The organism is Cellulosimicrobium sp. G4 BAM 1002, from assembly GCF_057126935.1.
In genome coordinates this window covers 4,258,746-4,279,940 of record NZ_CP182109.1, presented here as the reverse complement: position 1 = coordinate 4,279,940, position 21,195 = coordinate 4,258,746, and the positions used below count along the sequence as shown (strand labels likewise).

Sequence of the window (21,195 nt, the reverse complement as noted above, 5' to 3'; positions counted from 1 at the left end):
CGCGAGCCGACCACCCCGCGCCGGACCTCGCGACCCGCACGACGGGTCGCACCGGGCGCGACGCGCGCCGTCGACCGACGCGCGACGCGCGCCGTGGATCGACCGTTGACGAACAGGAAGTGGACCCGTGAGCTGGCTGGACGACCGAGCGGTGGCCGTGATCACCGGAGCAGCGGTGGGAGACGCGCTGGGGGGCGCCACCGAGGGTTGGACCCCCGAGCAGATCGAGGAGCGCCACGGCGGGCGCGTGACCGGGATCGTGGAGCCCTGGTACCCCAACTGGCAGGACGCGCGTCCGATCGCGCCCTACCACAAGGGCGACGGGCACATCACCGACGACACCCTCATGACGCGTGCGCTCGTCGAGGTGTACGCCAAGCGCCGCGAGCACCTCGACGCGTACGCGATGGCCGAGGACCTCGTGCCGCTCATGATCGGCGAGCCGCGCTGGATCCCCGAGCTCGAGTCCACGGCGCTGCTCCTGCAGCGCGTGTTCCTCGCCGAGAAGTGGATCGTCGCGCGCCTGCACTACGGCCACGTCGACCCGCGCGAGGCGGGGGTCGGGAACGTCGTGAACTGCGGCGCGGCGATGTACGTCGCGCCGGTCGGCCTCGCGAACGCGGGCGACCCGCGCGGCGCGTACGCCGAGGCGATCGACCTCACCGGCGCGCACCAGTCGAGCTACGGCCGCGAGGCCGCTGGTGTGTTCGCGGCCATGGTCGCGGCGGCGGTCGCGCCCGGGGCCACGATCGACGACGTCGTGCGCGCCGCGCTCGACGTCGCGCACGACGGCACGGCCGCCGCGCTGCAGGCCGTGGTCGACGCGTTCGACGGCTGGACGACGGCGCCCACGACCGACGAGGAGGAGCGCGCCCTCGCGCGGCTCGTCCGGGAGACCGTCGCGCCGTTCGACTCCGTCGGCCCGGCCTACCGCCAGATGTCGATGGACGCGCGCCGCCCGTCACGCACCAAGTCCATCGAGGAGCTGCCCGCCGCGCTCGGCTTCGTGCTCGGCCACCGCGGCGACTTCCGCGGCGCCGTGCTCGGCGCCGTCAACTACGGGCGCGACGCCGACTCCATCGCCGTCATGGCGGGCGCGGTCTGCGCCGGGCTCGGCGGGACCGCCGTCGTGCCGGACGAGTGGCTCGACGCCATCGAGGAGGCGAGCCGCATGGACGTCCGCGAGACCGGCCGCCTCATGGCGTCGGCCGCCGCAGACATCCTCCGGGCCGACCGCGAGCGCGCCACCGCGCGGCTGCGCGCGCTCGACGTGCTCGGCGACGCGAGCCCCGAGCCGGTCGGGGAGCTCGCGTGAGGCTCACCTGGGCCCAGCCCGAGGACCTGCTCGCGCACGAGCTCGTGCAGTCCGCCGCGGAGGGCAAGGACTCCGCCGCGCTCGCGGCCGTGCGCGACCGCTGGGTCGCAGCCGGGGGCGACCCCGGCACTGCGGTGAGCGGCGCCGGACCGGTGCCCGCGACCCCGGCGCTGCGGGCGCTCGCGCGCGACCTTCTCGACGAGCTCGACGCGCTGCCCGCCGCGCCCGCGCCGCACGAGCCCGACGACTGGGACGCGATCCTCGCCACGCTCCCGACGGCGCCCGCGCTGCCCACGCGACCGGCCGCCGTCGGGCAGGAGAGCACCGACGCGCCCAGCCCTGACGCCGCGTACGCCGAGCGCGTGCTCGGCGCGTGGACCGGCCGAGCGGCGGGGTGCCTGCTCGGCAAGCCGGTCGAGAAGATCCCGCGCCAGGGCATCGAGGAGATCCTGCGCGCGACGGGCCGGTGGCCGCTCGACCGCTGGTTCACCGCCGTCGGGCTGCCCGACGACGTCGCCGAGCGCTGGCCCTGGAACAAGCGCAGCGCCCCGACGTCCCTCGAGGAGAACATCGACGGGATGCCCGAGGACGACGACCTCAACTACCCGATCCTCGCGCTCGCCCTGCTGGAGAAGCACGGTCCCGCGTTCACGACCGACGACGTCGCGCAGCTCTGGCTCGACGCGCTGCCCGCCGGGCGTGTCTTCACGGCCGAGCGCGCCGCGTACCGGAACATCCTCGACGCGCGGCCCGTCCCGGAGACGGCCAGGCACCACAACCCGTTCCGCGAGTGGATCGGCGCCCTCATCCGCACCGACGTGCTCGGCTGGGTCTCGCCCGGCGACGTGCGGGAGGCCGCGCGCCTCGCGTGGACGGACGCGCGCCTGAGCCACACGCGCAACGGCGTCTACGGCGCGATGTGGGCGGCGGCGCTCGCGTCGGCGGCCGTGGTCTGCGAGACGGTGGACGAGGTGCTCGACGCCGCGGACGCCGTCGTGCCGCCGGGCAGCCGCCTCGCCGCCGCGATCCGGCTCGGCCGCGACGCTGGCCGCGCGGGCGACGTCTCAGAGGCGGGGGTGCGCGCCGGGCTCGACGCGCTCCACGCCGCCTACGGCGACCTGCACTGGGTGCACGTGCTGAACAACGCCGCGGTCATCGCCTACGCGCTCACCGCGGGGCGCGGCGAGGACGGCCGCGGCGACTTCGGCGCGAGCGTGTCGATCGCCGTCACCGCGGGCTGGGACACCGACTCCGCGGGCGCGACGGTCGGCGGCGTGGTGGGTGCGTTGCGGGGCGTCGACGGGATCGGCGAGAGCTGGACCCGCCCGCTCGACGGGCACATCGCCACCTCGCTGCCCGGCGGCGAGCAGAGGATCGTGGACCTCGCGGCGCGCACGGCGGCGCTCGCGGGGGTCCGGGTCCTCGAGGGAGCACACGAGGGAGCGCGCGCATGAGCACGACGGCGGACGCGGGGCAGGACGGCCGGGAGTCCCGGGCGGGCCGGGTCGTGGTGGTGGGCTCGGCGAACGTCGACCTCGTCGTCGACGTGCCGCGCCACCCCGGTGGCGGCGAGACGATCCTCGGCGGCGACCTGCGCCGCAACCCGGGCGGCAAGGGCGCGAACCAGGCGTTCGGCGCGGCGCGCGCGGGCGGCGCGGACACGACGTTCGTCGGTGCGCTCGGTCATGACGACGCGGCGGACCTGTTGCTCGCGTCGCTCGACCGCGGGGGCGTGCGGACGGACCTCGTCGAGCGGGTCGACGTCCCTACCGGGACCGCGCTCATCACCGTCTCGCCCGACGGCGAGAACGCGATCGTCGTCGCGCCCGGGGCGAACTCGCACGTGACGATCGGTGCCGCGCAGGCGGAGCGGGTCGCGGCGGCGGACGTCGTGCTCGCGCAGCTCGAGATCCCGCTCGACGTGGTGCGTGCCGCCGCGGCCGCACGCCGTCCGGGTGCGCGGATGGTGCTCAACGCCGCGCCGTCGCGCGACCTGCCGGACGACGTGTGGGCCGCGCTCGACGTGCTCGTCGTCAACGAGCACGAGGCGGCCGACCTCGCGGGCGCGACGTCGGACGCCGTCGATCCGTCCGCGCTCGCGACGCTCCTGCTCGACCGCGTGCCCGCCGTCGTCGTGACGCTCGGCGGCAAGGGGAGCCTGGTCGCCGAACGGCTCCCCGGTGGGAACCTCCTCACGGACGTCCCCGCGATCCCCGTCGAGGCCGTGGACACGACCGGCGCGGGCGACACGTTCTGCGGCGTGCTCGCCGCGGCGCTCGCGCGGGGCGCGGACCTGCCCGACGCCGCGCGCCTCGCCGCGGCTGCGGGTGCGCTCGCGGTGACCCGGCCGGGCGCGCAGGACGCCGTGCCCGACGCGGCGGACGTCGTCGCGCTCGCCGAACGGGCGGCCACGGGCTGAGCCTGGCTGAACGGCACCCGGGCCGCACCGGCCCGACCAGCACCAGACCGAGCGCGGGACCGCCCGCCGAGGGAAAGGCACCATGACCTACACGTTCGACCCGCTCGTCCCGCGACCGATCGACCGGCCGACCGAGGTCGCGCTCGGCGGGCCGCTCACGCCCGAGCAGTCCCTCGCGCTCGACGAGGCGAAGATCTTCGTCGGCCCGGCCGACCCCGCGGACCGGCCCGCGTGGCGCGAGCGGCTCGCCGCGTGGCGCGACGACGCACGGCGCCGGCACGGGTACACGGGGGCCGCGTACGAGCGGCCTGAGGCGGAGTGGGCCGCCGGGTGCTCGACGGTCGCCCAGGTGTGGCTGTGGGACGAGCTGCTGTACTCGTTCGCCGAGCACCGGTTCACGCCCGAGCGGTTCCTCGCGGACGCGCGCGACCGTCTCGGCGGGCTCGACGCGGTCGTGCTGTGGCACGCGTACCCGGTGATCGGGATCGACGACCGCAACCAATGGGACTTCTACCGCGACGTGCCGGGGATCGTCGACCTGGTGCAGACGTTCCACGACGCCGGGCTGCGCGTGTTCGTCGACTACAACCCGTGGGACGTCGGCACGCGCCGCGGCGACGACGACCTCACCGAGCTCGCCGCGCTCGTGCGCGACCTCGGCGCCGACGGCGTCTTCCTCGACACCCTGAAGAAGGCCGAGCCCGAGCTCGTCGCGCGGCTCGAGGCGGCGCGGCCGGGGATCGTCCTGGAGGGCGAGTCCAAGCTGCCGGTCGAGCGCATCGAGGACCACTCGTCGTCGTGGGCGCAGTTCTTCGCCGACTCGCCCGTGCCCGGCGTGCTGCGCGCGCACTGGTACGAGCGCCGCCACATGCAGCACCACGTGCGCCGCTGGCACCGGGACCACTCCGAGGAGCTGCAGTCCGCGTGGCTCAACGGGGTGGGGGTCATGGTGTGGGAGGTCGTGTTCGGCGTCTGGGTGGGCTGGTCGCCGCGGGACGCCGCGACGGTCAAGCGCCTGGTCACGGTCCAGCGCGCCGCACGGCCGCTGCTGCTGGAGGGGGAGTGGACGCCGCTCGCCGAGCTCGCGCCGGAGGCAGAGGCGGCAGGGGTGTACGCGTCGCGCTGGGAGCTCGACGGCGTGACCCTGTGGACGCTCGCCAACCGCGGCGACTCCGACTACGACGGTCCGCTGCTCCCGGGCGACCCGGCTTCCCGCCGAACCCGGGGTTCCACGTCAGCGGAGCGCCCCGGTGACGCGGAACCCCGGGTTCGGCAGACCGTGGATGACGCGCAAGCCCGGGTTCGGCAGGCCGAGCGCACCGACGGCGCCGTCCGCGTACCGGCGCGGGGGATCGCCGCGCTGCTGCGCGTGGCCGACGGCGCCGCCGAGCCCGCGTGGCTGCCGCACCTGCGCGACGTCGTCGCCTCGCTCGACGCGTCCGCGCCCCACGACCCGGACGCGCGGTTCCCGCACCGGCTGGCCCGTCGTCTCGACGCGACGCCCGCGGCGGCGAGCCTGGCCGCTTCCGCGTCGGCGCCGCGCGGGTCTGTGGCGAGCGCCGCCGTCGGGCGGGACGAGGCGCCCCGCGCGCCCGAGCCGGGCGCCGTCGTCGTGCCCGCCGGTCCGTACGTGCTGACCGTGCGGTACCGGGCGCGCGAGACGGGCATGTACCAGGGCGCGCCGTACGTCGACGAGTGGAAGCCGCTGCCGCCGCGCCTGCACGACGCCCGGACGCTCCAGCGCGACGGCGAGCTCGCCACCCCGGTCGCAGTGGGGAGCGACGTGACCAACGCGCAGTTCGCCGTGTTCCTCGCGGCCACGGGGTACGTGCCCGCCTTCGCGCACCGGTTCCTCGCGCACTGGGCCGACGGCCGTCCCGCGCCCGGCACGGAGGACGAGCCCGTGACGTTCGTCGACCTCGACGACGCGCGCGCCTACTGCGCGTGGCGCGGCGGGCGCCTGCCCACCGAGGACGAGTGGCAGCTCGCGGCGGAGCAACCCGGCTGGACGCGCGCCGAGCCCGCGGTGTGGAGCTGGACGGGGTCCGAGCACTCCGACGGCCGCACCCGGTTCGTCATGCTCAAGGGCGGCAGCGACTACCGCGCGGAGGGCTCCGACTGGTACGTCGAGGGCGGTCGGCACGCGGCCGACTATGCCGTGAAGCTCCTCGTCCCTGGTCTCGGGCTCGCGCGCGGCGCGACCGTCGGGTTCCGCTGCGCGTGGGACCTCTCCGACACCTCGACGGGGGTGACGGCATGACCGGGGCCCCGCGCATCTCGCGCGACCCCTCCGCCGGCGCGCTCGCCGGGCTGCGCGTCGTCGACGCGTCCACGCTGTTCGCCGGGCCCATGGCCGCGATGCACCTGGGCGACCTGGGCGCCGACGTGGTCAAGGTCGAGCACCCCACCCGGCCCGACCCGTCGCGCACGCACGGCGCGGCGAAGGACGGCGTCAACCTGTGGTGGAAGACGCTCGGGCGCAACAAGCGCACCGTCACGGCGAACCTCGGGAGCGAGGGCGGGCGCGAGGTGTTCCTCGCGCTCGTCGCCGACGCGGACGTCGTCATCGAGAACTTCCGCCCGGGCACGCTCGAGCGCTGGGGTCTCGGCTACGACGTCCTCGCCGAGCGCAACCCGCGGCTCGTGCTCGCGCGCGTCAGCGGGTTCGGGCAGGTCGGCCCGTACCGGACGCGCCCCGGGTTCGGGACGCTCGCCGAGGCGATGAGCGGGTTCGCCGCGATGACCGGCGAGCCCGACGGCCCGCCGACGCTCCCGCCGTTCGGCCTGGCCGACGGCGTCGCGTCGCTCGCCACGGCGTTCGCGGTCATGGTCGCGCTGTCGACGCGCGAGCGCACCGGGCGGGGGCAGGTCGTCGACACCGCGATCATCGAACCGATCCTCGCGATGCTCGGCCCGCAGATCACGCGCTGGGACCAGCTCGGCACCGTGCAGCCGCGCACCGGCAACCGGTCCGCCAACAACGCGCCGCGCAACACCTACCGCACGCTCGACGGGCAGTGGGTCGCGGTGTCGACGTCGGCGCAGTCCATCGCGGAGCGGGTCATGCGGCTCGTCGGGCGGCCGGAGCTCATCGAGGAGCCGTGGTTCGCGAGCGGCGTCGAGCGCGCGCGCCACGCCGACCTGCTCGACGAGGCCGTCGGCGGCTGGATCGCGCAGCGCACGCGCGACGAGGTCGTCGCCGCGTTCGAGGAGGCGCAGGCAGCCGTCGCGCCGATCTACGACGCGCACGACATCGTCGAGGACCCGCAGTTCCGCGCGCTCGGCACGATCCACGAGATCGAGGACCCGGAGCTCGGGCCGATGCTCATGCAGGGGCCGCTGTTCCGGCTGTCCGACAACGACGGCGTCATCCGCTTCACCGGCCGCCCGCACGGCGCGGACACCGACGAGGTGCTCGGTGAGCTCGGGTTCGGCCCCGAGCGCGTCGCGGAGCTGCGGTCGGAGGGGGCGGTATGACCGACCTCCGCAGCGCACCGCCGCTGACCCTGCTGTACGTGCCCGCCGACCGGCCGGACCGGGTCGCGAAGGCGCTCGCGTCCGCGGCCGACGTCGTGCTCGTGGACCTCGAGGACGCCGTCGCGCCGGCGCGCAAGGACGAGGCGCGGGGGAACGTCGTCGGGCTGCTGGACGAGGCCGCCGCCGCACGGGGTGTCCAGGTGCGCGTCAACCACCCCGCGACGCCGTGGCACGCCGACGACGTCGCGGCGCTCGCCGGGCTGCCGCTCGCCGTCGGGGCGCGCGTGCCGAAGGTGGAGTCGGCCGACGAGGTGCGGACGCTCGCCGCCGCCCTGCCCGGACGAGCGCTGCACCTGCTCGTCGAGTCGGCGCTGGGCGTCGAGCGGGCCTACGAGATCGCGACGGCGTCGCCGCAGGTCGCGTCGATCGGCCTCGGCGAGGCGGACCTGCGCTCCGACCTGCGGGTCGACGACGAGGCCGGGCTGACCTGGGCACGCAGCCGGGTCGTCGTGGCGGCCCGCGCGGCCGGGCTGCCGTCGCCCGCGATGTCCGCGTACACGCACGTGCGCGACCTCGACGGGCTCGCGGCGTCGTGCCGCGCCGGGGGCGCGCTCGGGTTCTGCGGCCGCACCGCGATCCACCCGGGGCAGCTCGACACCATCCGCGACGCGTTCCTCCCGTCACCCGACGAGGTGGAACGCGCGCGCGAGGTCGTCGAGCGCGTGGGCGACGCCGCGGCGTCGGGCACGGGCGTCGTGGCCCTCGCGGACGGCACGTTCCTCGACGTCGCGATGGTCGAGCGCGCGCGCACGGTCCTCGCGCTCGCAGAACGACGGCCTGCCGGGTAGTCACCGGCGCCGAGCACGACCCTGCGCGCTGGCGAACACGACGTTGCTGTCGTTATCCGCCCGATGACGGCAGCAACCTCGTGTTCGGCGGGAATACCGATCAGATCTCGACGAGGAGACACGATGGACGCAGCACCGCGAGACGAAGCAGGGGCCCAGCACGCGAAGGGACGGCGGTCACGATGGCCGAGGGGGGCGGCGGCGCTCGCCGTGAGCGCCACGATCGGCGGGGCGGGGCTCGCCCTGCCGGCCACCGCTGCGGAGCAGGGAACGGTCACGGTGGGGCGGGTCGCCGACTCGGCCGCCGGGCCGATCGACTACACGGTCTACCTGCCACCCGGCTACGACGACGCCGAGCAGGAGTACCCGACGCTCTACCTCCTGCACGGGCGCGGGGACACGCAGGCCGCGTGGCAGCAGGTGACGGGTGACCTCGACGAGCTCATCGGCACCGGGGAGATCCAGCCGATGGTCGTCGTCATGCCCGACGCGCCGTGGAACGACCGCGGCTCCTGGTACACCGACTCGCTCTACGAAGGGGACGCGACGGGCGCAGGTGCCGGGACCGCGGTCGAGACGGCGTTCACGCGCGACCTCGTCGCGCACGTCGACGCGACCTACCGGACGGTCGAGGACCGCGAGGCGCGCGCCGTGGGCGGGTATTCGATGGGCGGCGCGGGCGCGCTGCGGTTCACGCTCGCACACCAGGACACGTTCTCCGCGGGCATCGTGCTGAGCCCGGCCGTCTACGTGCCGCAGCCGCCCGCGGACTCCTCCGCGCGTGACCACGGCGCCTACGGCGTCGGGACCGCGCTCTTCGACGCCGACCGCTACACCGCGCTGTCCTACCCCACGGCGCTCGCGGCGCTCGACCCGGCCCTGCCGGTGCATCTGTTCGTCGCCGTCGGCGACGACGAGTGGGCCAACCCCGACCCCGCCGAGGCCACGCACGACATCGACTTCGAGTCCGCGCGCCTCTACAACCAGGCGCGTCGCGTGCCCGGCGTGACGGCCGAGCTGCGCGTGCTCGACGGCGGCCACGACTGGGAGGTCTGGCAGCCCGCGTTCCGCGAGGGGATCGTCGACGTGTCGGCGCGCCTGCGCACGACGCCGGTCACGCCGTGGGACGCGGAGCTCCTCGGCTCGGCGGGTGACGACCGCGCGGGCGGCGTCGCCCCGGCGCCCGACGGCGGGACCGACCTCGCCCTCAACCTCGCCGGCGCGTGGGACGGGTACGAGCCCGCGGGCGGGCTGGACACGGTCGTCGTGCGGCGCGACGCCGAGGGCTCCGAGGTCTGGCGGCACGCGGTGGCGACGGGCGCGGACGACCGCGCGTACGGCGTCGTGCCCGGAGCCGACGGCGGCGCGATCGTCGCCGGGTACACGAAGGGCGACCTCGACGGCGCGCACGCGGGCGCGACGCGCGACGACGGGTTCGTCGCGGCCGTCACGGCGGACGGCGGGCGCGCCTGGACGCTGCAGACCGGCGACCCCGCGGCCGCCGACCGGTTCTACGCCGTCGCGCCCGACGGTGCGGGCGGCGCCTACGTCGCCGGGTACACGAGCGGTGCCGTGGGCGACGCGCCGAGCGCCGGGGACAAGGACGCGCTGGTCGGGCGGGTCTCCGCGGCGGGCGAGCTGCTGTGGCTGCGCCAGGTCGGCGGCGCGGGCGAGGACAAGGCGCTCGCCGTCGCGGCGTCGCCCGACGGCGCGGTGTACGTGGGCGGGGTGTCGGGCGGCGGGATGCCCGGGACGGAGCGCGCGGGCGCGAACGACGGCTGGGTCGCGCGTTACGACGCGGACGGCGGGCAGGAGTGGCTGCGCGCCGTCGCGACGGCCGAGAACGACCAGGTGAGCGGGCTCGTCGCCCGGTCGGACGGGTCCGTCGTCGCGATCGGGCACACGCGCGGGGCACTCGGCGACGCTCCGAACGCCGGGGACAACGACGTCGTCGTGCGCGCCCTCGACCCGGCGGGCGAGGTCCTGTGGACGACGCAGGCCGGCACCTCGACCGACGACCGCGGCGTCGCGGGCGTGCTCGGCGCGGACGACGCCGTGCTCGTCGTCGGCGCGACGTACGGCGCGATGGGCGCCGCGATCGGCGGGGTCGACGTCGTGACGCTGCCCGTCGCGGCGGACGGCACGCCCGGCGAGGCGACGCAGACCGGGTCGCGCGAGCGCGACGGCGCCGACGAGTGGGACGACGCCAACCTGTTCGCGGCACCGGCACCCGGGACCGACGGCGGCGAGGGGTCCGCGCTGCTCACCGGGCTCACGTACGGCGCGCCCGCGGGGACGACGAACGCGGGCGCCGCCGACGTGTTCGTCGCGCGCGCCCCGTGGGACGCCGTCGTGCCGGGCGGGCCCACCGGGCCCGCGCTGGACGTCACCGCCCAGGCCCGCTGCCTCGCCGGGACGGCGTACGTCGCCGTGCGCGCGACGAGCACCGGAGAGGCGCCGGTCGACGTCGAGCTCACGACCCCGTACGGCTCGCGCGTCGTCGCCGACGTGGCGCCGGGAGCGAGCGCGTACCAGTCGTTCGCGGTCCGGGCGGCCTCGGTCCCCGCAGGAGAGGCGAGCGCGACCGCGGACGGTCGCACCGCCGTCGTCCCGTACGCCGCCGCGACCTGCGGCTGACGCCGGAGCCGGAGCCGGAGCGGAAGCCGGGGTCGGAGCCGGGGTCGCGCCGAGCACGACCCTCCGCGCGCTCCAGCACGACGTTGCTGTCGTCATCGAGGCGATATCGACAGCAACGTCGTGCTCGGCGGGACCGGCGTCCGTCGGCGGGACCGGGTCAGCCGGTCAGCCGCACGCCGTCTCCGGGTAGGCGGCGGTGGCCTCGGTCTGGACACCCGTGCCGTCCACGTTCTTGTACGCGACGAGCGTCGCCTCGCCTGCGGCGAGCGTCCCGCCCTTGACCGCGAACGCCTTCTCGACCGTCGCGCCGGCGGCGATCTTCGAGAACTTGTGCTCGCCCGCGACGGTCGTCACGCGCACGTCGATCGGCACGGTGTCCGTGTTGGTCACCGACGCCGTCAGCCACAGCTGCTTGCCCGCGGCCTTGCACGACGGCGTCGCGGTGCCGGAGAAGAGCACCGCCGTGGAGCCGGGCTCCGCCCCGACCGTGTCGGCCGTCGCCGACTGGTCGAACGACGCGTTGCCGTAGGTCGCGAACCAGCCCTGCGCCGTCGCCAGGTCGTCGGTGAACGCCCGCGAGAGCAGGAGCAGCAGCCGGGACTTGACCGCGGTGAGGTCACCGCCGGCGATGACGCCGGTGCCGCCCCCGTACGACGAGCCGGACCCGGTGCGCGTCGTCGAGACGAACCAGACGCCCTTGTCACGCACCGCCGCGGTGCGTGCCTGGCTCATCGCGGACGAGATCCCGCCCGCGCCGGTCCCGGCGGTGACGATGCCCTTGACCCCCGCGTTCGCGAACGCCGTGACGGCCTCGCCGCCCGCCTGCTGGTAGGACATGAGGATCTCGACGCGGGGCAGCGACTTCGGGTCGACCTTCGCGAGGTCGAACGGCGTGAACCACTGCTCGGTGTCGCACGACATCACGCGTGCTGGGGCGCGCCCGAGGGTGATGTTGTCGCCGTCGATCCAGCCGAGCACGCCGTACTCGCGCGTCTGGAACGTGTCGGTGCGGTACGAGTTCGACTTGGTGACCTCGCGGGCCGCCTGGATCTCGTCGTTGAGCATGAGCACGGTGCCGAAGCAGTACGTCTGCTGGGAGGCCGCGACCTTGATCGCGTTGTAGAGGTTCGCGGGCGCGTCGGTCCCGAACACGAGGCTGGAGTCCGGCCCGTCGCCCGACCCCCACGGGCGCATCGAGCCGGACGTGACGACGGGCTTGCGCGACCGGACCGTGAGGTCCAGCCAGTACGCGAACTCCTCCTGCGTGTCGGTGCCGGTCGTCACGACGACGGCGTCCGCCGACTCGAGCTGCTTCTCCACCTCGAGCGTGAGCGCGTGGAACTGCTCGATCGTGTACCCGGACGAGCCTGCGTTGCCGAACTGCACGGCGGTGACGTCGGCGACGGCGTCGAGCTCCGGCCGCAGCGTGTCCAGCATGTCCTCCATGAGGTACGTGCCGGCACGGTAGCTCGTGAAGGTGTCGCGGCCGGTCGCCTTGCCGGCCATGGTGCCGCCGGTCGCGACGACGACGACCTTCGGCTTCTCCGCGGCGGCGGTCGCCGTCGCCGTGGCGTAGCGCGCGGACGCGATGCCGAGCGGGTTGGTCGCGGTGGTGCCCGCGGCGAGCACCGGGCTCGTCGCGCCGTCGGCACGTGCGGCGGCCGCCGTCGCTCGCGAGTCGGCGAGCGTGTACGCGACGGTCGCCACGAGGGCGGCGCACGCGAGCACGAGCGCGACCACGGCCGCGACGGCGCGGCCGGACAGGGTCAGGGTGAACGTTCTCAAGAGGGGGCCTTCCGTCGGGGGAACATCTGGCCCGCCCGACGGTAGGCACCGTGTGTTGCCTGATGATTGCCTGGGCGTAAGAAGCACTCGCGTGCCGGATCCCGTCGAGGTTGACCCCGACGCCGGGCGGGTCCAGCCTGGCGGGAGGGTCCGGCGCCGGTCCGGCCCGGTCAGGAGCGGTCATGGACGATCGCGATGCCGCCCTCCTGCGGGCGCACGAGCACGCCGCCGCGTGGCTCGACTCCCTCGCCACCCGTCCCGTGCCCCCGCGGGCGTCGGTCGCGGAGGTCGTCGCGGCGCTCGGCACGGACCTGCCCGACGGCCCGACGTCGGCGCCCGACGTCGTCGACCTGCTCGCCACGGCGGTCGGCCCGGGGCTGACCGCCATGCCGTCGGGGCGCTTCTACGGCATGGTCATCGGCGGCAGCCACCCCGCGGCGCTCGCGGCCGACTGGCTGACGAGCGCGTGGGACCAGAACTCCGCGCTGCGCACCGTGACCCCTGCCCACACCGCGGTCGAGGACGTGACGAGCACGTGGCTGCTCGACCTGCTCGGCCTGCCCGCGACGGGCGCGGTCGGGTTCGTCACCGGTGCGACGACGGCGAACTTCACGTGCCTCGCCGCGGCCCGCGGCGAGGTGCTGCGACGCGTGGGGTGGGACGTACGCCGCGACGGTCTGACCGGGGCCCCGCGGGTGCGTGTCCTCGTCGGCGCGGAGCGGCACGAGTCGGTGGACCTCGCGCTCTCCTACCTCGGGCTCGGCGCTCCCGAGGTCGTGGCGGCCGACGACCAGGGCCGGATCTCGGTCGCCGCGCTCGAGGAGGCGCTCGCCGGGCGAGGTGCGCCCGACGGCCCGACCGTCGTCGTGCTGCAGGCCGGCAACGTGCACTCGGGCGCGTTCGACCCGTTCCCCGAGGCCGTCGCGGTGGCGCGCCGCCACGGGGCGTGGGTGCACGTCGACGGCGCGTTCGGGCTCTTCGCCGCAGCGTCACCGACGTACCGGCACCTCGTCGAGGGCTACGAGGCGGCCGACTCGTGGGCGACCGACGCGCATAAGACGCTCAACGTCCCGTACGACTGCGGGCTCGCGATCGTCGCGGACCCGGTGCCGCTGCGCGCGGCCGTCGGGATGCACGGCGACTACCTCATCCAGAGCGACGCGGGGGACCCGCTCGACAAGGTGCCCGAGCTGTCGCGGCGCGGGCGCGCGTTCCCCGTGTGGGCCGTGCTGCGCGCGCTCGGCCGCACCGGTGTCGCGGACCTCGTCGACGGCTTCTGCCGCCACGCCGCGACGTTCGCCGGCGGGATGAGCGGGCTCGACGGCGCGCGGGTGCTCAACGACGTCGTCTTCACCCAGGTGTGCGCGTCGTTCGGGAGCGACGAGCGCACGCAGGAGGTGGTGCGGCGCGTGCTCGACGACGGCACGGCGTGGATGTCGGGCTCACGTTGGCGCGACCGGGCGGTGCTGCGCATCTCCGTGAGCAGCTGGGCGACGACGGACGCGGACGTCCGGGTGAGTCTCGACGCGCTCGCCCGGGCGTCCGCCGTCTGACCGGTCGCCGCCCTCGGCGACGACCGGTCAGACGATCATCTGTCAGCGGTTCCCGCGGTCGAACCACGCGCCCGGGCCGTGCCGGTCGTCGTCGCCCCAGCCGCGGTGCCAGCCGCCGTGCCCGTGCCCGCGGCTCTTGCCGGTGCTGATCGTGACGAGGTGGCCGTCGGGCGGGGTGGTCTCGTCCATCGGGAGAGCGTTCGTCGTCGCGACGAGCCCCTTGCCGTTCCACTCGACGGCGCCCGGGAGAGGGACGTCCACGAGCGTGCGCGGGGTGCCGCGCTCGATCACGGAGATCCGTCCGCCGAACATCTCGGCGACGTAGACCGTCCCGCGCTCGGTGACGGCGAGGTCGGTCGCGCCGACGAACCCGCTCGCGAGCTGCCGCACCGTCCCGCGCCACGGGTCGACCGTGTAGACGATGCCGCGACCGCCGAGCGACGGGTCCTCGGGCCCGCCGGGCAGGACAGAGACGTACAGCTGGCCCCAGGGCCCGACCTCGACGTCCGTCGGGACCGCCTCGAACCAGTACGTCTCGCCGACCGTGCACTCCGGCCAGCCGACCTCCGCGGCCAGGGCCTCGGTGATGACGTACGGCTGGGACGGCAGGACGGCGACGGTGCGCACCCCACCGCGCCGGTCGATCGCGAGGATCGCGTTCGCGCCCGCGTCGGCGACGTAGGTCGTGCGGTGCGACGTGGTCGTCGCGTACGGGTGGGCGTCGAGGTGCCCCGTGTACAGGGCGGGGACGGGCTCGGCGGGCACCTGGGCGACGCACGCCGGGTCCGTCTCGAGCAGGCCGTACGACACGCCGCCGTCGGGGTTGTTCGCGGTCTCGTACGCGTGGATGTCGGCGAGCACGGTCGGTTCCCCGACGGGGTTGCCGGCCCGGTCGGTCGGCACCGTCTTGACGACGGCGGTCTCCGACACGGGGCTCATGCCGTAGGACGTCTCGGTGAACGTCAGCGTGCGGTCGGCGTACGAGACGCCGGCGGCCTCCGCACCGCCCTCGGCGGTGTGCAGCACCGTCGTGGTGCCGTCGGGCCGGACGGCCGAGACGAGCGCGGCGAAGTCCTGCGTGACGTACGTGGTGCCGCGCGGGCCGACGGCCACGCTCAGCGGGCCGACGAGCCCACCGACGACGTCCGTGACGGTCGGGGGCTTGGGGTCGGGCTTGCCGCCGCCGTGCGCGACGGCGGGGGTGGCGGCCAGCAGCAGCGACGTCGCCGCGGCGGCCAGGACGGTGGGTACTCGTCTCATGGGTGTGCTCCAGGGTCCGGCGGCGTCCGGGACCCCGGGGGACGGCCCGTGTGCGGGCGCCGAGGATCCGGACGTGATCTCAGGATGTCGTCGGGCCGGACGACGGAGGCGCGCGTCGACGGTGCGACGGTGCCGAGTGCCGGCAGGGTGCCGGCGGCGAGGTGGCTGTGCCTCAGCAGTGAGTGTGAGCCATGACGAGTGTGCACCCTCCGGCCGGAGCCGCGCCAGGGGTCGGCCCGGCCGGAGGGGGTGAGATCTGGCGGACCTCAGCGCACCGCTCAGCGCACCCGGAGGTCGACCCACACGAGGCGGTGGTCGCTGCTCGGGAACGGGAACACGCCGGTGAGCCGCGACAGCGGGTCGGCCTGGACGGGCCAGAAGACGCCCGAGTCGCGCACGCGCAGGTCGCGCGACGGCAGCACGTAGTCGGCGCGCAGGTTGCCCGGCGCGGTGTCGGCGAAGTCCGCGGTGTCGAGCGCGGGGTCGCCCTCGTGCGTCAGGTTCGCGCCGCCCTGGAGCGCCGAGGCCTCGACGCCACCGTCGGAGCGCGGCGCCGGGTCCTGGACGCGCCGGTGGTCGAGGAGCTGGTCGATCGCGGCGTCCACGGAGTCGCCGTCGCGCGGGTCGGCGTTCTGGTCGCCGAGGATCACGAAGCTCTCGTTCGGGCGCAGGCCCCCGCGGCGGCCCTCGTCGTCGTAGACGTACCGAGAGGCCTTCCCGGGCGTGACGTAGTCCGCCCAGAACCGGATCTCGTCGTGGTTGCGCCGCCCGTTGCGGTCCTCGGGGCCGTCGAACGTCGGCGGCGTGGGGTGCGACGCGAGCACGTGCACCGTCTCGCGGCCCACGCGGACCGGCACGTCCCAGTGCGACTTGCTCGACAGCCGCACGACCTCGAGCTCCTCGGGCGTGAACCAGTCCGCGGGCTCGGGGGTCGCCGGGTCGTCGGGGAGGAGCGCGCCGGGCATGTCCTTCCACAGGAACTCCTGGAACGTGCGCACGCCGCGGGTGTCGATCGGGTAGCGCGAGAGCACCGCCATGCCGTACTGCCCCTCGAACAGCCCGAACCCGAGCGCGTCGTCCCCGCCGCCGACCGTGCCGTCGTTGTTGAGGTCGAACCCGCTCGGCACGCCCGTGTTCGACGGCGCCACGTACGCGTAGCGGTACTCGATCGGCTCGGCGCCGCCCTGGGACACCTCGAGGTAGTTCTCGCGGAACAGGTCCACCGCGCGGCTGTCGGGCACGTAGTCGAACTCGTTGAGGAGCACGACGTCGGGCCGCGTGCGCTGCAGCACCTCGGCGATCGTCGCGGCCTGGGCGTCGTCGGGCGTCGAGAGGTCGGCCTCGAGCTCGCCCGTCGCCGCCCGGTTCAGGCTCGCGTTGTACGTCGCGACGCGCAGGGTCTCGCCCTTCCCACCGTGGCCGTGTCCTTGACCGTGGCCGCCGCCGCCGTGCGCGACGGCGGGGCTCGCGACGGCGCCGACACTCCCCAGGGCGAGCGCCGCGGCCAGGGCGGGCGCGAGGACGGTTCGTGCTGCGTGGGGGAAGGTCCGGGTGACGGGTCTCGTGGACACGGTCGGCTCCTCGTCGTCGGTGACGGTCGTCGGGCGATGTGTCGTCACCCTACGCACGCGTCGTCGGCCCCGGGAAGAGCCGGCGGGCGAACGGCAGGAGAACGGTCGGTGGCCCGCGGAGGGCGACGCGCGGCCGTGGGTGCCCGGTGGGAGTGTGGGGTCATGAGCACCCCACCTCAGCCCCAGCCCCAGCGGACCTACCCGCACGGTGTGCCGTGCTGGGTGGACACCGAGCAGCCCGACGTCGACGCCGCCCTCGCGTTCTACGGCGCCCTCTTCGGCTGGGACTTCGAGGAGAAGCTCCCGCCGGGCGCGGGGGAGCGGTACGTCGTCGCGTCGCTCGATGGGCAGGACGTCGCCGCGATCGCCAGCGGGAGCGGCACCGCCGAGTGGGTCACGTACGTCGCGGTCGACGACGTCGACGCGTCGGCGCGCGGCGTGCCCGACCTGGACGGTGAGGTCCTCGACGGCCCGACGACGGTCGGCCCGCCGGGACGCATGGCGACGGTCCGCGACGCGCAGGGCGCGCGCTTCCGCCTGTGGCAGCCCGGGACGCGGCTCGGCGCGCAGCGGGTCAACGCCCCCGGCACGTGGAACTTCAGCGTCCTGCACACCCCCGACGTCGCGCGGGCGCTGCACTTCTACGGGCCGCTCTTCGGCTGGGAGGTGGACCCGGGGCTCGGCGCCGGCATGGTGCGCGTCGCCGGCTACGGCGACCACCTCGCGCGCACGGTCTACCCGGAGATCGACGCGAACCAGGAAGGTGCGCCCCCCGGGTTCCGCGACGTCGTCGCCGGGATCCTGCCCGACGGCGGCCCCGCGCGCCACACCGTGACGTTCACCGTCGCAGACCGGGACGACGCCGCGGCGGCGGCCGAGCACGCGGGCGCCACGGTCCTGTCGTCGCTCGACACGGGGTGGACGCGCGAGGCCGAGGTGCGCGACCCCCAGGGCGGCGTGCTGACGCTCTCGCAGTACACGCCGCCCGGGGGCTCCTGACCGCTGCCGACGGTCAGCGGCCGGCGAGGTGGTCGATCTCCTCGAGCAGGCGCTCGCGCGTGGCCGTGTCGCCGACGAACTTCTCGACGACGCGCCGCACCGCGTCCCACCGGCCGGCCTCGGCCGCGGTGAGCGCGCTGACGAGCTGGCCGGGCGGGAGGCCGAGGGCCGCGAGGCGCGCCCGCAGGCCCTCCGGCGTGACGGTCACGACGACGGTGCGCTCCGCCGTCGCCTCGCCACCGGCGCCGCGCGCCGTCGCGACGACGGTGTGCTCCCCGAGGACGAGGTCCGCGGCCGGGAGGACCGCGCCGTTCTCGACCGGCGCGCCGTCGAGCGTGAGCACGACCTCGTCCGCGTCCGTCGCGCTCGCGGCGACGACGAGCGACCCGCCGCGCTCGACCTCCGCGCCCTCCGCCGGGCTCACGATCGCGACCGTCGGCGCTCCGGGGGCCGGCGCCTCCTGCTCGCGCGCCTGCTTCCAGCCGACGAACGCGCCCGCCCGGTCGGTGATGATGCCGTCGACGCCGATCTCGGTGAGCCGGGCCCAGTCCGCCGCGGAGTTGACGGTGTACGGCATGACCGCGATCCCGGCCTCGTTGAGGTCTGCGACGGCGCTCGGGCGTGCGAGCAGCGCGCTCGCCGACGGGTTGTACATGACCGCGCCGAGGTCGCGGGCGACGGCCACGGGGTCGGCGTCGAGGGAGCCGCGGAGCAGGCCGCGCGGGATCTGCGGCGCGTGCTCGTGCGCGAACCGCAGCGCGGCGACGTCGAACGACTGCAGGACCACACGGTCCTCCAGCCCCGCCTCGACGATCATGTCGACGACGCGCTCGACCTCGGCGGACGTCTCCGGGCCCTTGATCTCCAGCAGCAGGGTCGACGAGCCGGTCTCCAGCAGGTCGAGCACCTGCGCAAACGAGGGCAGGGTCTGGCCGGCGAACGCGGGGGAGAACCAGGACCCGGCGTCGAGCGCGGTGACGTCGGCGCCGAGCAGGGCGGCGACGTCACCCGAGCCGTCCGTCGTGCGGTCCACGGTCTGGTCGTGCAGGACGACGGGCACGCCGTCCGCGGACGTGTGCACGTCGATCTCGACGTACTCGGCACCGGTGCGCATCCCTGCGGCCACGGCGGCGAGCGTGTTCTCGGGCGTCACGGACGAGTAGCCGCGGTGCGCGACCGTGACGGGGAGCTCGCCGTCGTCACCCACGTAGGAGGCGGGCTCGATCTCGGTGACGGAGACGTCGTCGATGCTCACGGTCGCCCCGGCGGTGACGAAGCCGAGCGCCCCGTCGCGCGAGCGGTCGATCCGGCCCTCCAGCAGGGTCGTCCCGTCGAGCGAGTACGTGACCGAGGCGCCCTGGACCTCGACCGACAGGTGCACGTCGCGGCCCGTCGCCGCGTCGGCCGGAGCCGACGCCGTGTATGGGACGTTCCACGCGTTCGCCGTGGTCCGCTGCGCGATCTCGATGCCGTTGTGCGCCGTCGTCGTGCTGCGCAGCACCGCCTGCCACCACGGGACCGAGCCGTCGGGCGCGACGTCGAGGATCGCACCCGCCCAGCGCGTGGCGTTGTCGACGGCCTCGAAGCGCAGCGTCGCGTCGAGGCGGTAGTTCTCCGCTGACTCGCCGAACACGATGCGCGCGGGCGACGACCCGTCGGGCGCGTCGCCGACGAGCCGGCCGTCGCGCACCTGCCAGTCGCCGAGCACGGGCGTCCAGCCCTCGGGCAGCGCGTCGCCGTCGAACGACTCGGAGAGCAGGACGTCGCCGGGCTCGGCGGCCGCAGGGGCCGCGAGCGGGACGGTCGCGGTCGTGGTCGCCGCGGTCACCAGGGTGGTGGCGAGGAGTGCGCCGGCGAGCGTGGCGGCGGTGCCGCGCGCGGCGCGTGGTCGGGTGGTCGTCATCGGGTCCTCCGAGCGTCGGGACGGTTGCCCCGGCGACGCTAGGAACGCCGGATGGCGCCCCGGTGGCCGGGGGGCGACGCCGGGGGGACGGTCAGGTGACGGGACGCCACGCCCCCGGGGTGCCCTCTCCGAGGGTCTCCCGGTCACTTCGCGCACGCCCGGCCAGCAGGCGGGCGACGTCGGTCCCGGCGTCGAGGAGTGCGAGCGTCCGGCGCGCGATCGCCTTGAGCCGGACGTCGAGCGCGGCGAGCGGGTCGGTGACGGCGTCGTCGGCGAGCCGCCGGAGCGCGTCGATCGTCCGCCGCACGTCCGGGACCGGGTACCCGGCAGCGCGAAGAGCCGCGGTGATGCGGGCCTCGCGCACGGCGCCCGGCGGGTAGCGGCGGGCGTTCACGGACCCCGCGCGCGACGCGACGCGCTCCGGCGCGACGAGGCCTTCCCGCTCCCAGAATCGGAGCGTCGACGTACGCACCCCCAGCGCGGTGGCGAGCTCCGTGATGGTGAGCGTGGCGCCGGGTTCGGCGCGCCCGACGGCGCCGCCCGGATCGTCGGCGGTGGACGGCTCGGCCTGGATGGCGAGGAGGGCGCGTCGCGCGGCGAGCGCTTCCTCGCGCTCGCGGGCGAGCGTCACGTGCAGGTCGCCGACGAGCGCCGCGGCCTCGTCGAGGGGGAGCGACCACGCGTCGCGCAGCGTGCGGCGGGCGGCCACCGGCCCGACGGCGGTGGCCAGGCCGCGGTAGGCGCGCAGCGCGAGGACGTGCTCGTCCGTGAACGTCCGGTACCCGTTCGCGGACCGGACGGCGGGCGGGAGGACGCCGAGCCGCTCGAGGTCGCGCACCTGCTGGACGGACCAGCCCGACGCGCGCGCGACGTCAGACGTCCGCAGCCGCTCCCGTCCCGGGGGCGGTCCTCCCGAGCCCATCGTCGCTCCGACCCTCCACAAGCACTTCAAGGACACACTCGAACCATGAGTATGGATCAGATCCTCGAGACCGTCCGCTCCCTCGACGGCGTGCTGGTGCTCTCGCCAGGTCCCGGCAGCCCGTTCCCCGAGCTCGCGTGGGCCGACCACTTCTTCTACCACGCACCCGACGGCGTGGTCCCGCACGGTCAGCCCTACGGCACGATCGTCACGAAGGACTACCCCGACGACACGGCGTCCCGCCTCGACGAGGACGGGCGCTGGAGGGTCAACGTCCACGTCGGCCGAGCACGGTTCCGCGAGCTGCTCGGCACCGACCCCCGCGACGGCGAGCCGTCCGAGGTCGGGGAGACCGACGTCGTCGTCCCCCACCCGGTCTACGGGGCGCTCGGGTGGGTCGCCGTCGTGAACCCGGGCGACCGCACGACGGCGCTCGTGCTGGACCTCCTGCGCGCCGCGCACGGCGACGCCCGGGCGCGCGCCCTGCGCCGGACCGCGCGCTGACG

15 protein-coding genes are annotated in these 21,195 nt (G+C 75.6%); 10 read left to right on the top strand and 5 right to left on the bottom strand.

All coding sequences use genetic code 11. From position 1 onward, the window contains the following. Window positions 1-127: 127 nt before the first annotated feature. From ACMXGY_RS19065 to ACMXGY_RS19035, 7 genes are all read left to right on the top strand, one after another. On the top strand, window positions 128-1,315 hold the full coding sequence (locus ACMXGY_RS19065; RefSeq protein WP_483774537.1) for an ADP-ribosylglycohydrolase family protein: 1,188 nt from the start codon (window positions 128-130) through the stop codon (window positions 1,313-1,315). Further along, a complete protein-coding gene (locus ACMXGY_RS19060) occupies window positions 1,312-2,769 on the top strand; it encodes an ADP-ribosylglycohydrolase family protein (RefSeq protein WP_483774536.1) in 1,458 nt (485 codons plus the stop codon). The genes ACMXGY_RS19065 and ACMXGY_RS19060 overlap by 4 nt, the downstream gene beginning before the upstream one ends. Then, window positions 2,766-3,734 (top strand): ribokinase, encoded by a 969-nt coding sequence (locus ACMXGY_RS19055; RefSeq protein WP_483774535.1) that lies wholly within the window; start codon window positions 2,766-2,768, stop codon window positions 3,732-3,734. Before ACMXGY_RS19060 ends, ACMXGY_RS19055 begins: the two co-directional genes overlap by 4 nt. Before the next feature lie 82 nt (window positions 3,735-3,816). After that, window positions 3,817-5,994 carry an SUMF1/EgtB/PvdO family nonheme iron enzyme gene (locus ACMXGY_RS19050; protein ID WP_483774534.1) on the top strand — a complete coding sequence of 726 codons (2,178 nt, stop codon included), beginning with the start codon at window positions 3,817-3,819 and terminating at the stop codon, window positions 5,992-5,994. After that, complete coding sequence (locus ACMXGY_RS19045; RefSeq protein WP_483774533.1) at window positions 5,991-7,211, top strand: CaiB/BaiF CoA transferase family protein; 1,221 nt, start codon at window positions 5,991-5,993, stop codon at window positions 7,209-7,211. Before ACMXGY_RS19050 ends, ACMXGY_RS19045 begins: the two co-directional genes overlap by 4 nt. Next, a complete protein-coding gene (locus ACMXGY_RS19040; protein ID WP_483774532.1) occupies window positions 7,208-8,059 on the top strand; it encodes an HpcH/HpaI aldolase/citrate lyase family protein in 852 nt (283 codons plus the stop codon). Before ACMXGY_RS19045 ends, ACMXGY_RS19040 begins: the two co-directional genes overlap by 4 nt. 210 nt (window positions 8,060-8,269) lie before the next feature. Beyond that, complete coding sequence (locus tag ACMXGY_RS19035; protein WP_483774531.1) at window positions 8,270-10,696, top strand: alpha/beta hydrolase-fold protein; 2,427 nt, start codon at window positions 8,270-8,272, stop codon at window positions 10,694-10,696. Window positions 10,697-10,861: 165 nt separating this feature from the next. Here ACMXGY_RS19035 and ACMXGY_RS19030 read toward each other — a convergent pair whose 3' ends face one another. Beyond that, window positions 10,862-12,481: an asparaginase gene (locus ACMXGY_RS19030; protein WP_483774530.1), complete on the bottom strand. Its 1,620-nt coding sequence runs from the start codon at window positions 12,479-12,481 to the stop codon at window positions 10,862-10,864. Window positions 12,482-12,663: 182 nt separating this feature from the next. Between ACMXGY_RS19030 and ACMXGY_RS19025 the strand changes: the two genes are divergently transcribed. After that, window positions 12,664-14,034, top strand: a complete 1,371-nt coding sequence (locus tag ACMXGY_RS19025) for a pyridoxal phosphate-dependent decarboxylase family protein (RefSeq protein WP_483774529.1) — start codon at window positions 12,664-12,666, stop codon at window positions 14,032-14,034. Between the two features lie 42 nt (window positions 14,035-14,076). Here the strand turns inward: ACMXGY_RS19025 and ACMXGY_RS19020 are convergent, their stop codons facing one another. Then, window positions 14,077-15,294, bottom strand: coding sequence for a ScyD/ScyE family protein (locus ACMXGY_RS19020; protein WP_483774528.1), 1,218 nt, complete (start codon window positions 15,292-15,294; stop codon window positions 14,077-14,079). Window positions 15,295-15,572: 278 nt separating this feature from the next. Then, entirely contained in the window at window positions 15,573-16,865 is a 1,293-nt protein-coding gene (locus ACMXGY_RS19015) for an endonuclease/exonuclease/phosphatase family protein (RefSeq protein ID WP_483774527.1), read from the bottom strand. Window positions 16,866-17,027: 162 nt separating this feature from the next. Between ACMXGY_RS19015 and ACMXGY_RS19010 the strand changes: the two genes are divergently transcribed. Continuing rightward, the gene (locus ACMXGY_RS19010) at window positions 17,028-17,864 is read left to right on the top strand and encodes a VOC family protein (protein WP_483774526.1); all 837 of its coding nucleotides are present in this window, start codon (window positions 17,028-17,030) and stop codon (window positions 17,862-17,864) included. Between the two features lie 13 nt (window positions 17,865-17,877). Here the strand turns inward: ACMXGY_RS19010 and ACMXGY_RS19005 are convergent, their stop codons facing one another. Both ACMXGY_RS19005 and ACMXGY_RS19000 read right to left on the bottom strand, forming a co-directional pair. After that, on the bottom strand, window positions 17,878-19,767 hold the full coding sequence (locus ACMXGY_RS19005; protein ID WP_483774525.1) for a glycerophosphodiester phosphodiesterase family protein: 1,890 nt from the start codon (window positions 19,765-19,767) through the stop codon (window positions 17,878-17,880). 91 nt (window positions 19,768-19,858) lie between these two features. Next, window positions 19,859-20,689 (bottom strand): MerR family transcriptional regulator, encoded by an 831-nt coding sequence (locus tag ACMXGY_RS19000; RefSeq protein ID WP_483774524.1) that lies wholly within the window; start codon window positions 20,687-20,689, stop codon window positions 19,859-19,861. 45 nt (window positions 20,690-20,734) lie between these two features. Between ACMXGY_RS19000 and ACMXGY_RS18995 the strand changes: the two genes are divergently transcribed. After that, window positions 20,735-21,193 (top strand): DUF6194 family protein, encoded by a 459-nt coding sequence (locus tag ACMXGY_RS18995; protein ID WP_483774523.1) that lies wholly within the window; start codon window positions 20,735-20,737, stop codon window positions 21,191-21,193. The last annotated feature ends 2 nt before the right edge of the window (window positions 21,194-21,195 follow it).